Source organism: Kitasatospora sp. NPDC032150 (genome assembly GCF_055579945.1).
In genome coordinates this window covers 103,533-116,438 of sequence record NZ_JBVIMH010000004.1, presented here as the reverse complement: position 1 = coordinate 116,438, position 12,906 = coordinate 103,533, and the positions used below count along the sequence as shown (strand labels likewise).

The 12,906-nt window shown below is 72.9% G+C and carries 12 protein-coding genes; 1 reads left to right on the top strand and 11 read right to left on the bottom strand.

Going from position 1 to position 12,906, the window contains the following annotated elements; genetic code table 11:
- Nucleotides 1-80: 80 nt before the first annotated feature.
- Genes ACZ5ON_RS06730 through ACZ5ON_RS06685 form a run of 10 tightly spaced genes read right to left on the bottom strand, consistent with a single transcriptional unit; the run spans nucleotide 81 to nucleotide 10,083 of the window.
- Nucleotides 81-1,628: an NADH-quinone oxidoreductase subunit N gene (locus ACZ5ON_RS06730; protein WP_465586367.1), complete on the bottom strand. Its 1,548-nt coding sequence runs from the start codon at nucleotides 1,626-1,628 to the stop codon at nucleotides 81-83.
- 51 nt (nucleotides 1,629-1,679) lie between these two features.
- Complete coding sequence (locus ACZ5ON_RS06725; RefSeq protein ID WP_465586364.1) at nucleotides 1,680-3,281, bottom strand: complex I subunit 4 family protein; 1,602 nt, start codon at nucleotides 3,279-3,281, stop codon at nucleotides 1,680-1,682.
- A 52-nt stretch (nucleotides 3,282-3,333) separates the two neighbouring features.
- The gene (locus tag ACZ5ON_RS06720) at nucleotides 3,334-5,337 is read right to left on the bottom strand and encodes an NADH-quinone oxidoreductase subunit 5 family protein (protein WP_465586359.1); all 2,004 of its coding nucleotides are present in this window, start codon (nucleotides 5,335-5,337) and stop codon (nucleotides 3,334-3,336) included.
- Entirely contained in the window at nucleotides 5,334-5,702 is a 369-nt protein-coding gene (gene nuoK, locus ACZ5ON_RS06715) for an NADH-quinone oxidoreductase subunit NuoK (protein ID WP_465586356.1), read from the bottom strand. Before nuoK ends, ACZ5ON_RS06720 begins: the two co-directional genes overlap by 4 nt.
- Nucleotides 5,703-5,708: 6 nt before the next feature.
- Entirely contained in the window at nucleotides 5,709-6,401 is a 693-nt protein-coding gene (locus tag ACZ5ON_RS06710; protein ID WP_465586353.1) for an NADH-quinone oxidoreductase subunit J family protein, read from the bottom strand.
- The gene (locus tag ACZ5ON_RS06705) at nucleotides 6,398-6,958 is read right to left on the bottom strand and encodes a NuoI/complex I 23 kDa subunit family protein (RefSeq protein ID WP_465586350.1); all 561 of its coding nucleotides are present in this window, start codon (nucleotides 6,956-6,958) and stop codon (nucleotides 6,398-6,400) included. The genes ACZ5ON_RS06710 and ACZ5ON_RS06705 overlap by 4 nt, the downstream gene beginning before the upstream one ends.
- Nucleotides 6,958-7,911: a complex I subunit 1/NuoH family protein gene (locus ACZ5ON_RS06700; protein WP_465587136.1), complete on the bottom strand. Its 954-nt coding sequence runs from the start codon at nucleotides 7,909-7,911 to the stop codon at nucleotides 6,958-6,960. Before ACZ5ON_RS06700 ends, ACZ5ON_RS06705 begins: the two co-directional genes overlap by 1 nt.
- Nucleotides 7,912-7,913: 2 nt before the next feature.
- Nucleotides 7,914-9,038 (bottom strand): NADH-quinone oxidoreductase subunit C, encoded by a 1,125-nt coding sequence (locus tag ACZ5ON_RS06695; protein WP_465586347.1) that lies wholly within the window; start codon nucleotides 9,036-9,038, stop codon nucleotides 7,914-7,916.
- A complete protein-coding gene (locus tag ACZ5ON_RS06690) occupies nucleotides 9,035-9,685 on the bottom strand; it encodes an NADH-quinone oxidoreductase subunit B (RefSeq protein WP_465586344.1) in 651 nt (216 codons plus the stop codon). Before ACZ5ON_RS06690 ends, ACZ5ON_RS06695 begins: the two co-directional genes overlap by 4 nt.
- Complete coding sequence (locus tag ACZ5ON_RS06685) at nucleotides 9,676-10,083, bottom strand: NADH-quinone oxidoreductase subunit A (protein ID WP_465586342.1); 408 nt, start codon at nucleotides 10,081-10,083, stop codon at nucleotides 9,676-9,678. Before ACZ5ON_RS06685 ends, ACZ5ON_RS06690 begins: the two co-directional genes overlap by 10 nt.
- Before the next feature lie 310 nt (nucleotides 10,084-10,393).
- On the opposite strand from ACZ5ON_RS06685, the gene ACZ5ON_RS06680 reads away from it, so the two are divergent.
- The gene (locus tag ACZ5ON_RS06680) at nucleotides 10,394-11,593 is read left to right on the top strand and encodes a sensor histidine kinase (RefSeq protein ID WP_465586339.1); all 1,200 of its coding nucleotides are present in this window, start codon (nucleotides 10,394-10,396) and stop codon (nucleotides 11,591-11,593) included.
- A 111-nt stretch (nucleotides 11,594-11,704) separates the two neighbouring features.
- On the opposite strand, the gene ACZ5ON_RS06675 is transcribed toward ACZ5ON_RS06680, so the two are convergent.
- On the bottom strand, nucleotides 11,705-12,832 hold the full coding sequence (locus ACZ5ON_RS06675; protein ID WP_465586336.1) for a S1C family serine protease: 1,128 nt from the start codon (nucleotides 12,830-12,832) through the stop codon (nucleotides 11,705-11,707).
- Nucleotides 12,833-12,906: the final 74 nt, after the last annotated feature.

Here is a 12,906-nt window from a genome sequence, read left to right as displayed (position 1 = left end):
CCGGTACGGCGGAGGGCGCGGGCACCCGTGCGGTGCCTCGCGCCCCCTCCGGTGGGCCTCCCGGTCGGTCCGGGTGCGGCTCAGAACAGGCTGCCGCCCGCGACCTGGAGGACCAGCTGCGGCGCCACCGAGAGCACGACCGCCACGACCGCGGTCACGCCCAGGGTGGCCGCCAGCGGGGCCGGCAGGCGGCGATCGGTGACCGCCGCGTCCGCCGGGGCGAACAGCTTCGCGGTCCACACCAGGTAGTAGTACAGCGCGATGACGACGTTGACCGCCATCACCACGGCCAGCCAGCCGAGGCCGGCGTCCACGGCCGCCCGGAAGACCACCACCTTGCCGAACAGGCCGACGACGCCCGGGGGCAGACCGGCCAGGCAGAGCAGGAAGAAGGCCAGCGCGAGCGCCGTCCAGCGGCGCCGGGCGAACAGACCCGCGTAGTCGTCCAGCCGGCTGCCGGCGCTGCGGCTGACGGCGGCGACCGCGGCGAAGGCACCGAGGTTCACCACGCCGTAGATCAGCGCGTACGCGGCGGTGGCCCCGATCGGCTGGGCCGTGCCCGCGTAGCCGGCGGCGGCCAGCGGGACCAGCAGGTAGCCGGCCTGGCCGATCGAGGACCAGGCGAGCAGCCGCACGGCGCTGTGCGCGGTGTTCCCGCGCTGGCGCAGCGCGGCCACGTTGCCCGCCGTCATGGTCAGCGCGGCGAGCACGGCCAGCGCCAGGCCCCAGGTGTGGCCGTACGGGCGGAAGGCGACGGTGGTGACCAGGACCAGGCCGGAGAGGCCGGCCGCCTTGCCGACCACCGAGAGGTACCCGGCGACCGGGACCGGGGCGCCGGTGTAGGTGTCGGGCAGCCAGAAGTGGAACGGGACGGCGGCCACCTTGAAGGCGAAGCCGACCAGGGTGAGCGCGGCGCCCGCCTCGGCGAGCGGCTTCAGCTGCGCCGGGGCGTGCTCCAGGCCGTCGGCGACGGCGGACAGGTGCAGGCTGCCGGTGGCGGCGTAGACGAAGCTGACGCCGAGCAGCATCACGGCCGTCGCGGTGACCGAGGAGAGGAAGAACTTCAGCGCGGCCTCGGCGCCCCGGCCGTCCCGGCGCAGGGCGACCAGTGCGAAGGCCGGCAGCGAGGCCACCTCAAGCGCGATGACCAGCGTCGCCAGGTCGCGGGAGGCGGGCAGCAGGGCGGCGCCGGCGGCGCTGCTGAGCAGCAGGAACCAGTACTCGCCGCCCGGGAGCCGCTCCTCGTCCACGGTGTGGACGGAGAGCAGGGCCGCGATCAGCGCACCGCCGAGTGCCAGCAGCTGGAAGACCAGCGCGAAGTGGTCCGCGACGTAGGAGCACAACGGATTGTCGGTGGCGCCTGCTACGTTCCGCAGGCAGAAGGTAGACCGAGTGTTACCGCGCGCCAGTGGGAGGAGTGCGATGAGGGCGAGGGCGAGTCCGCCGGCGGTGAGCCGGCCGAGGGCCTTCTTCTTCCTCGCCGGGAGGAAGAGGTCCGCGAGCAACACGCCGATTGCGGCCAGGGCGGCGATCAACGGGGGCGCGATCGCGAGCCAGTCGATCGACTGCACGAGCGTGCCCGGGTTGGCGACGGCCAGCGAGGTCGCATCAGGCGCGGACAGGGTCATGGCGGGCTGCCCCAGGAGGAGGTGAGAGCCGAGCGGGGTACCGGGCATCGGTCAGCCACCCCCGAGGAGGTGCTTGACGGCGGGGTCGGACAGGCTCAGCAGGAGGGCCGGCCAGAGCCCGGCCACCACGGTGAGCGCGGCGAGCGGGATCCAGCTGACGGCCTCGTACGGGCGGATGTCGGGGATCTCGGCGACCACGGCGGGCTGCTCGGGGTCTCCCATGCAGACGCGTTTGACCACGACCAGCAGATACGCGGCGGTGAGGAGGGTGCCGAGTCCGGCGATCACCATGTAGGTCACGAAGGCGGGGCGCGAGAGCCCGGCGGCCGGGTCGAAGGCGCCGAACATCGCGAGCAGCTCGCCCCAGAAGCCCGCTAGCCCGGGGAGGCCGAGGCTGGCGACGGCGGCGAAGGCGAGCAGCGCGCCGATGCGCGGTGCCCGGCCGTAGAGGGCGGCGCCGGTGGCACCCGAGAGGGTGTCCAGGTCAGCGGTGCCGTAACGGTCCTTGACGGCGCCGACCAGGAAGAACAGCAGGCCGGTGATCAGGCCGTGAGCGATGTTGGCGAACAGCGCGCCGTTGACGCCCGCCGGGGTGAGGGAGGCGATGCCCAGCAGCACGAAGCCCATGTGGCCGACGGAGGAGTAGGCGATCAGGCGCTTCAGGTCGCCCTTGGCGCCCGAATCAGAAGTCGCGTAGCGATTCCTCAGAAGGGTGGCGGTGGGGGAGGGGAGGGCAAGCGCCAGGCAGGCCAGCGAGCCGTAGACGATGCCGACGGCCGCCAGCGCGCCCAGGTAGGGGGCGAAGGTGGCGGTGCCGTCCGGCACGATCGGGAGGAGGACGCGGACCAGGCCGTACGTACCCATCTTCAGCAGCACACCGGCGAGCAGCACCGAGCCGACGGTGGGGGCCGAGGTGTGCGCGTCCGGGAGCCAGCTGTGCAGCGGCCAGGCGGGGGCCTTCACCGCCAGGCCGGCCAGGATGGCCAGCGCGGCGATCACCTGGGTGGTGTGGCTGAGCCCCTTGCCGTGGGCGGCGGCGAGCTCGGTCATGTCGAAGGTGCCCGCCTGGGTGCCGACCACCAGGAAGCCGAGCAGCATCACGGCCGAGCCGAGCAGCGTGTAGAGGATGAACCGGTTGGCGGCCATCACCCGCTGCCCGTTCCCCCACCGGGCGATCAGGAAGTACATCGGGATCAGCACGATCTCGAAGGCCAGGAAGAACAGCACCAGGTCGAGCACCGCGAAGGTGGCCAGCATGCCGACTTCGAGGAGCAGCAGCAGCCCGATGAAGGAGCGGGCGCTCGGGGTGCCCTCCCCGCCCGGCAGATGCTTGGTCGAGTACACCGCGCACAGGAAGGTGAGCAGGGCGGTGAGCACGATCAGCGGCAGCGAGATGCCGTCCACGCCGAGGTGGAAGCGGACGCCGATGGCCGGGATCCAGCGCAGGTCGGTGACGGCCTGCATCCGGCTCGGTGTGCCGTGGTCGAAGCCGGTCGCGAGCACGACGGTGAGCAGCAGGACGACGGCGGTGACGGCCGTACCGAGCCGGAGTGCGCGCCGGTCGGCGGCCTCGGGGTCCGCGCCGAGCGGCGCGAGGGTGGCGGCGGCACCGAGCAGGGGCAGCAGCAGGAGGGCGATGAGGACTGCGTTCATCGGGGGCTCCAAGGACGTGCTGCGGCGGACGGGCGGGAGGGGGGTGTACGGGTCATGTGCCGACCGCCACCAGGACGGCGAGCAGGACGACGCCGGCGAGCAGGACGCTCACATAGGCCTGCGCGTTGCCGTTCTGCGCCCGCCGGACCAGCCAGCCGAGCAGATTGGCGCCGCCGCCCGTGCCGCGTACGTAGGTCTCGATGACCTCGCGGTCCAGGAAGCGGACCAGTTGCGCGGCGGCGGTCGTCGGGCGGACGAACAGCGCACTGTAGAGCCGGTCCACGTGGAAGCCGTGCTGCGCGGGGCCGAAGAGCGGGCCGAGCAGGGTCCGTCCGGGATCGGCGGCGGGAGCCGCCGGCTGGCCGGCCGGTACCGTCCGGGCGGCCGCGGCGGCGCGTGCGGCGCCCGAGCGCCAGGCCGCGTACGCGACCAGGATCCCGGCCAGGGCGAGCGCGGTACCGATCACCGCGGTGCTGGTGGAGGGCCGCAGCGAGCCGCCGTCCAGCAGGCTGGGCAGCCAGTTGGAGCGCAGTCCGGCGACACCGAATCCTATGGTGGGGACGGCGAGCACCCACAGCGGCCAGCGCATGGCGTGCGGTTCGAGCTGCGTCCCGGCCTCGTCGATCTCGGGCGAGTACGGCGCGCCCTCGACGTGCCCGTTCGCCTGCCCCGGCTCCGGGGCGGCCGGCGCCGGCGCGTGGAAGGCGACCAGCCAGAGCCTCGTCGCGTACGCCGCGGTGAGCAGTGCGGTGAGTGCACCGGACACCAGCACGATCCAGCCGCCGGCGGCGGGCACCGCCGAGGCGGGGCCGAGTCCGTTGGTGATCGCCTCGCCGGTCGCGGCGTGCTCGGCGGCGGTGAGCACCGCCTCCTTGCTGAAGAAGCCGCTGAAGGGCGGCAGTCCGACAAGGGCGACCAGGGCGATGCCCATCGTCCAGTAGGCGTCGGGGACGCGCCTGCGCAGGTCCGGCATCCGGGACATTGCGGAGATGGAGTTGGTGTGCGCGGCGTGGATCACCACACCGGCGGTGAGGAACAGCAGGGCCTTGAAGGCGCCGTGGCTGACCAGGTGGAACACCGCTGCGTCGCGGTCGCCGCTGGCCAGCGCACCGGCCATGTAGCCGAGCTGGCCGACGGTCGAGTAGGCGAGCACCCGCTTGAGGTCGTCCTGGGCGAGCGCGCACAGGGCGGACCCGACCATGGTGACGGCCGCCATCACCGAGAGCACCAGCAGTGCGGCGCCGGAGAGCAGGAAGACCGGCAGCAGCCGGGCGACCAGGTAGATGCCGGCGGCGACCATGGTGGCGGCGTGGATCAGCGCGGAGACCGGCGTCGGACCGGCCATCGCGTCGGGGAGCCAGGTGTGCAGCGGGAACTGCGCGCTCTTGCCGGCGACCCCGGCGAGCAGCAACAGCGCGATCAGGGTCGGGTGGCCGAGCCTGCCGCCGGCCGCCGCTTCCAACACCCCGCCGATGCGGAACGTACCGGCGTCCGCGCCCAGCAGGAAGATCCCGAACAGGAAGGGGACGTCACCGAGCTTGGTGACCAGGAACGCCTTGAGCGAGGCCGAGCGGGCGTCGGCGGTCTCCCAGTGGTGGCCGATCAGGAAGTACGAGCAGATGCCCATGATCTCCCAGCCGACCAGCAGCACCACCAGGTCGCCGGAGTACACGACCAGGAACATCGCGGCGGTGAAGAGTGAGACCAGCGCCGCGTACGAGGGGTAGCGCGGGTCGTCCTTCAGGTAGGCCGTGGAGTAGACCTGCACACAGGTCGCGACCAGGCCGACCAGCAGGGAGATCAGCGAGCTGAAGCCGTCCAGGTGGATGGCGAGCAAGATGTCGGGGCCGCCGGTCGGGGTGAGCCGGGTGGCGGCGTCCAGGCTCTGGCCGCTGCCCAGCTGGAGGGCGACGACCAGGGCGAGCACCGCCGAGGCGGCCACCGGGAGGATGGCCAGCGGCCGGGCGAAGCCGGGGGCGCGGCGGCCGGCGGCCAGGGTCGCGGCGGCGCCGAGCGCGGGCAGCGCGGGGACCAGGGCGGGAAGGGCGAGGTTCATGCGGTGGCCCTGTCGTTCGGCGCGGCGGCCTCCGCAGCGGCCTCGGGGGCGTCCTCGTTCGGGTCACCGAGGGCGGTGAGCCGGTCGATGTCCGCCGTACCCCGGTTCCGGAAGACCAGCAGGACGATGGCGAGGCCGAGCCCGATCTCGGCGGCGGCGACGGTGATGATGAAGAGCGTGAGCGCCTGCCCGGCGTGCAGCGAGTCGCGCAGCCAGGCGTCGAAGGCGACCAGGTTCAGGTTGACGGCGTTGAGCATCAGCTCGACGGACATCAGCACCAGGATGGCGTTCCGCCGGGCGAGCACGCCGTAGACGCCGACGCTGAACAGCAGCGCGGCGAGGACGGCTGGGTACACGAGGTGCATCGGCGGTCAGTTCTCCTGCGCAGGGGTCGTCGGGGCGGCGGCACCCGCACTGCCGGCCCGGGCGGCGGTCGCGCTCGCGCGGCCGTTGGTACCGGCCGGCTTGCCCGCGCGCAGCTTCCCGGCGCGCGGCTTCGGCAGCCGTCCGCCGCCGTTGCGGGAGAGCACGATAGCGCCGATCAGCGCGGCCAGCAGCAGCACGGACAGTGCCTCGAAGGGCAGCACCCAGTGCCGGAACAGGTAGGCGCCGGTCACCCCGGCGCTGCCGCCGCCGGCCCCGAGGTCCAGCCAGGAGGTCCGGAAGGCGTCCACGACCAGGGTGACCAGGGTGCCTGCGGCGGCCAGGGCCACGCCGAGCGCCACCCAGCGGTTGCCGGAGTCCGCGTCTGGCGAGCGGCCGATCGGCGCCTTGGTGAGCATCAGTCCGAAGAGCACCAGCACGATCACCGAGCCGAGGTAGATCAGCACCTGGACCCAGGCGATGAACTCGGCCGTCAGCAGCAGGAACTCGATCGCCAGGCCGCCGAGCGCGACGACCAGCCAGAGCGCGGCGTGCACCAGCTGCCTGGTGGTCACCGAGATGACGGCGGAGCCGAGCACGGCGATGCCGACCAGCAGGAAGACGACCTCCACACCGGTCGGGGAGAGGAAGGAGCGGGTGGCCGGGTCCAGCGGACCCGCCGCGGCGAGCAGGGCGGTCATGCGGCCCCACCCCCGGCGGCCTCGGCCTGGGCGGCGGCCGCGGCCGCCAGTTTGTCGGCGGCCTTGCGGGCCATGGCGATCTCCTTGGGCTCCTCGGCCCCCGGGTCGAGCGCGGGCGGCGGCGGCACCGTCCACATCCACTCCCGCAGCCGGTCCCGCTCGTGGGTCAGCTCCAGGATGTCGGTCTCCGCGTACTCGAACTCCGGCGACCAGAAGAGCGCGTCGAACGGGCAGACCTCGATGCAGATACCGCAGTACATGCAGAGCGAGAAATCGATCGCGAAGCGGTCCAGCACGTTGCGGGTGCGGGCGCGGGCGTTCGGGTCGGCCGCGGGCAGCGTCTCCTTGTGGGAGTCGATGTAGATGCACCAGTCGGGGCACTCACGGGCGCAGAGCATGCAGACCGTGCAGTTCTCCTCCAGCAGCGCGATCACGCCGCGGGTACGCGGGGGCAGCTCGGGCTGCACGTCCGGGTACTGCGCGGTGACCGACCGCTTGGTCATCGTCCGCAGGGTGACGGCCAGGCCCTTGGCCAGGCCACTGCCGGGAATGTTCATCAGGAGATCGCCACCTTGACGACGCCGGTGATGGCCAGCTGGAGCAGCGCGAGCGGGATCAGGCAGGTCCAGGCGAAACGCATCAGCTGGTCCTCGCGCAGCCGGGGGTAGGTGACCCGGAGCCAGATCACCACGAAGGCCAGTGCGAAGGTCTTGAGCAGGGTCCACAGCCAGCCGAGGCTCTCCGGCAGCGGGCCGTGCCAGCCGCCGAGGAAGAGCACCGTGGTCAGCGCGCAGATCACCAGGATGCCCGCGAACTCGGAGAGCAGGAAGAGCGCGAAGCGCAGCCCGGTGTACTCGGTGTACGCGCCGAAGATGATCTCCGAGTCGGCCACCGGCATGTCGAACGGCGGACGCTGCAGCTCGGCCAGCCCGGCCGTGAAGAAGACGAACGCGCCGATCAGTTGCCACGGCACCCACCACCAGTGGAAGGCGTCCACGATCCCCGGCAGCGAGAGCGTGCCGGCCGCCATCGCCACCGAGGCGGCGGCGAGCAGCATCGGCAGCTCGTACGACATCAGCTGGGCGGCCGTCCGCAGACCGCCGAGCAGCGAGAACTTGTTGGCGGACGCCCAGCCGGCCATCAGCGAGCCGAGCACGCCGATGCCCATCACGGCCAGGACGAAGAACAGGCCGGCGTCCACCGCCTGGCCGACGAAGCCGTTCGGTCCGACCGGGACCAGCAGCAGCACGATCAGGTACGGCAGCAGGGCGACGGCCGGCGCCGCCTGGAAGACCCGGCGGTCCGCGTCGAGCGGGACCACGTCCTCCTTCTGCGCGAACTTGACGCCGTCGGCGACCAGCTGCGCCCAGCCGTGGAAGCCGCCCGCGTACATCGGGCCGAGCCGCCCCTGCATGTGGGCCATCACCTTGTGCTCGGTCTGGCCGATGATCAGTGGGAAGACCAGGAAGACGACCAGGACCGCGACACAGCGCAGCAGCGTGTCGAGCAGGTTCACGTGCTGTCTCCGTTCTGGGCGGGCTTCCCGGTGGGGTTCTCGGCGGGCTGCTCGCCGGGGGTCTCGGCAGGGCTCTGGGCGGGGGCCTGGGCGGGGTTCTCGGCGGGCGTGCCCGCTCCGTCGCCGGCCGGCGTCCCGTCGCCGGCCGGCGACGCCTTCGGCGGAGCCTCCCCGGCGGGCTCGGGTCCGGCGGCGGGCACCGGGGAGTGCCAGGGCGCGTCCGAGGACCGGGTACGGGCCACAGCCGACCGTGCGGGCGCCTCCTGCTTCGGTGCCGACGCGCTCTCGGCGGCCTCGGCGCTCTCGGCACCGCCGGCCGCCTGGCTCACCGAACCCCCGCTCACGCTGCGCGTCCGGCGCACCCGAACCGGCGGCGCCGTGCTCTCGGCGGCCTCGGCACCCTCCGCCGCCTGGCTCACCGAACCGTCGCTGATGCTGCGGGTCCGTCGCGGCCGGTCGGCCCGCGCGGCGGGTCCGCCCTCGGCACCGGCTCCGGCCGCCGCGCGCGGCCCCCGGGCGGCGCGAGCCGGACGCTCGGCGGCGGGCGGCAGGGTGCCCTTGAGCGGGCCCCACTCGTTGGGGTCGGGCACACCGGCGGGCTGCATCTTGCGCCGGGCCGGACCACCGCCGTGGTCGCCCTCCCCCGGTTCCTTGGCACCGGGCCAGTCCTTGGCGACCCGGGCCGCCAGCACGAACTCCTTGCGCAGCGGGTGGCCCTCGAAGCCCTCCGGCAGCAGCAGGGTGGCCAGGTGCGGGTGGCCGGTGAAGTCGATGCCGAACATCTCGTGGGTCTCCCGCTCGTGCCAGGCGGCACCGGCGTAGACGCCGACGGCGCTCGGCAGCACGGCGGCGGCGCGCGGGATTCGGGTCCGCAGCACCAGGTGCCGCACCCCGGGCTCACCGGGCGCGGCGAGGTGGGCGGCCACCGAGAAGCCCTCGGACAGCTCGTCCACCGCGCTCAGCCAGTCGAAGAAGCCGAGCCCGAGCACGTCCCGGGCGCTGGTGAGCGCCTCGATCCAGTGCTCGGCCGGGACGTCCACGGTCAGCAGCTCGTACGCCTCGGCGGCGGTGGCCCACTCGCCGAGCGCGACCGCGACCTCTTCGGCGCTGCGCGGGATCACTGCTCGCCCCCCGGGGTCTGCGCGGGAGCGGGGACCAGCGGACGGCGCAGCGCGGAGGCGGGCGCCGCGTACCGCGCGGGCAGCGACTCGGCCGCGATCTTCTCCTGCAGCTTGAGGATGCCCTGGAGCAGCGCCTCGGGCCGCGGCGGGCAGCCGGGCACGTAGACGTCTACCGGGATGATCTGGTCCACGCCCTTGGTGACGGAGTACGAGTCCCAGTACGGGCCGCCCGAGTTGGAACAGGCACCGAAGGAGATCACGTACTTGGGCTCGGGCATCTGCTCGTACAGGCGCTTGACGGCCGGGGCCATCTTGTCGGTCACCGTGCCCGAGACGATCATCAGATCGGCCTGGCGCGGGCCCGGCGCGAACGGAATGACACCCATCCGGATGAAGTCGTGTTTGGCCATCGACGCCGCGATGAACTCGATCGCGCAGCAGGCGAGACCGAAGTTGAAGCACCAGAGGCTGTAGCGGCGCCCCCAGTTGAGCACCACCTTGACCGGGTCCGGGGCGAGCCGGGCGAGCGGGCCGAGCCGGCGCGGCTCGACCGCGCCCGGACGCGCCGGGTCGGGCATGCCGAGCACGACCGGCCCGTCGGCGGATCCGTGCGAGTGGCTGTGCGTCACGTTGCGGGTCACGTCCATTCCAGAACGCCCTTCCTCCAGGCGTAGAGCAGCCCGACTGCGAGGAAACCGATGAAGACGAACATCTCCACCAGGGTCGTCATACCGAACCCGGCGGCGGCGAAGACCGTCGCCCAGGGGAAGAGGTAGATCGCATCGACTGCGAAGATCACGTACAGGAAGGCGTAGATGTAGTACCGGACCTGGGTGTGCGCCCAGTCCGCGCCGACCGGATCGACGCCGCACTCGTAGGTGAGCAGCTTCTCCGGCGAGTGCACCACCGGCCGCAGCAGCCGGTTGGCGGTGAAGGCCACCGTGACGAAGAGCACGCCGACGACGGCCAGCAGGCCCACCGCGGCATACGCGTCGAAGTAGCCGCCGCCCACGGCGGGGTCGGCAGCGGCCAGCGGCCCCTCCATACTTCTTCGCCTCCAGATCGGCCGAGGCCCCACCGTTCCCGGCGGGCTCTCCCGGCCTCATTTTTACGCGCACATAACCATCGCTACGGCGCGAGTCTAAGCGCAGCGGTGTACTCTCCCCACACCCTGCCCGACCTTCAAGACGTCCGGTGGACAAGTAGCGGGAGAACGCCTCCTCCCGGCCCGGCCGCGTCAGGCCTGCCCAGGGGTGGGGATAACCCCCTGCCGCGGACGCCGATCACCCCCATGGCCCGGGGCTGCGCCGACCCGGAATGCTGGAGCCCGACAGTCCACCGGGAGGGCCAAGACCATGAACGACGCACCGCCGGGCCGACGGCCGGCCGCTCCGCCGCTGTACGGGGCGAGGATGTGGCGCCAGGTGCAGCACCTGCTGCTCAACCTGCCGCTCGGCGTCGGCGCCTTCGTCTTCACCGTAGTGACGCTGGCCGCCGGCCTGGGGCTCTCGATCACCGTGATCGGAATGCCGCTGCTGGCCGGCGGGCTGGCCGGCTGCCGGGCACTCGGCTCGCTGGCCCGCCGCCGGGCGCGGACCGGGCTCGGCCTCGATCTGCCCGATCCGGGGCCGGTGGTGGTCTCCCGGCCGGGCCGGGCGGGCTGGGTGATCGCCGTCCTGACCGACTGGCTGAACTGGCGCTGTGCGCTCTACGCGTTCCTGCTGCTGCCCTGGGGCGTGCTCAGCTTCGCCCTGACCCTGGTCCTGCTGATCGTCGGCTGGCCGGTGCTGCCCTGGGCGATGCGCTTCCTCGGCACGGTGGACGGGATGCTGATCGGCAGCCTGCTCGCCCCCGGCGCGCTCACCGAGCGGGTGAAGGAGCTGGAGGAGGACCGGGGTGCGGTGGTCGACACCGCCGCCGCCGACCTGCGCCGGATCGAGCGGGACCTGCACGACGGCGCGCAGGCCCGGCTGGTCGCCCTCGCCATGGACCTGGGCCTGGCCAAGGAGAAGCTGGCCGACTCGGTCGAGGGCTCGGACGCCGAGGGTGTCCAGGCCGCCGCGAAGATGGTGGGCGCCGCGCACGGCGAGGTGAAGCTGGCCCTCCAGGAGCTGCGCGACCTCGCCCGGGGGATCCACCCGGCCGTGCTGACCGACCGCGGCCTGGACGCCGCGCTCTCCGCGGTCGCCGCCCGCTGCACCGTCCCCGGCGGGGTCAGGGTGCACGTGGACCTGTCCCGACCGGACGGCACCGTGCAGCGGCCGGACTCGGCGGTGGAGGGGATCGCGTACTTCACGGTCAGCGAACTGCTGACCAACATCTCCAAGCACTCCGGCGCCCGCACCGCCTCGGTGGAGGCCTGGCGGGCCGGCGACCGGCTGATGGTGGTGGTCCAGGACGACGGCACGGGCGGTGCGGCCGCCTACCCGGGCAGCGGCCTGGCCGGTCTGGGCGAGCGGGTCGGCGCGGTGGACGGGGTCTTCGTGGTGGACAGCCCGCCGGGCGGACCGACCGAGATCACGGTCGAACTCCCGTGGCGGACCAGGTCCCGCTGACCCGGTGCGGACACGACCGGGCCCGACGGCCGCCACCCTTGCACGGTGCGGCCGCCGGGCCCGGGGCCGTGGCGGGGGCTCGGCTCCCGACGGCCCTGCGGCCCGTCGGGCTCAGGACTCCAGGGTGCCGAGGGTGACGTCGGCGGTCTTGCCCTGGCCGTCCCGGACGAAGGTGACGGTGACCTTGCCGCCCGGCTGGAGCGAGGCGAGCGCGGTGGTCAGCGCGCTGAGCGAGTTGACGTCGGTGTCGCCCAGCTTGGTGATCACGTCGCCCGCCTGCAGCCCCGCCGCGGCGGCCGGGCCGCCCGGGGTGGTGCTGACCACCACCGCGCCGGCCGGATGGAACTTGGAGTCGAAGTACGTCCGGGCGGTGATGCCGAGGGCGGCCCGGCCCGAGTTGGTGACCTTGCCCTGCTTGATCAGCTGGTCGGCGATGCTGGTGACGGTGGCGGCCGGGATGGCGAAGCCGATCCCCTGGGCGGCGCCACCGTTGGTCTCCTGGTCCACCGCGGCCAGGGTGTTGATCCCGATCACCTGGCTGTTCAGGTTGACCAGCGGTCCACCGCTGTTGCCCGGGTTGATGGCGGCCGAGGTCTGCACCATGTTCCCGATGGTGGCCCCCGGGGCCCCCGGACTCCTCGGCTCGGTGACGGTCCGGCCGGTGGCCGAGACGATCCCCTGGGTGACGCTGGAGGAGAGCCCGAGCGGGCTGCCCATGGCCAGGGTGATCTGGCCGACCTCGACCTTGCTGCTGTCCCCGAAGGCGGCAGGCTTGAGGCCGTCCGGCGGGCTGGCCAGCCTGATCACCGCGAGATCGGAGTCCGGGTAGCTGGCGACCAGCGTGGCGTCCAACGTCTTGGTGCTGTTGGCCAGACTGACGGCGAAGGTCTGGGCGGCGCCGACCACATGGGCGTTGGTGACGATGTTGCCCTTGGTGTCGTACACGATCCCGGAGCCCAGACCGTTCGGGGTGGTGATCTGCACCACCGAGGGCAGCACGTTGGAGATGACCCGCTGGTAGTCCTCCTGCAGCTGCAACCCGCCGTTGCCGGCGGGGATGGCGGAGCCCGAGGGGCTGGGCGAGGCGGTGGAGGCGGTCGAGGAGGACGAGGGACCGCTGGTGCAGCCGCTCACCAGCAGGCCGGCCAGCGTGAGGGCGGCCCCGGGGAGCAGCAGCCTCGGACCGTTGGGCCGGGGACCTGCCGGGATCGGGCGGGTGGGTTCCTTCTTGGGGTGCACCTTGAGCTGCCTCCGGTTCCGGACACGGTGAGACCTCGGCAAACAGCCGACACTTTGTCAGGATTCCACCGGTA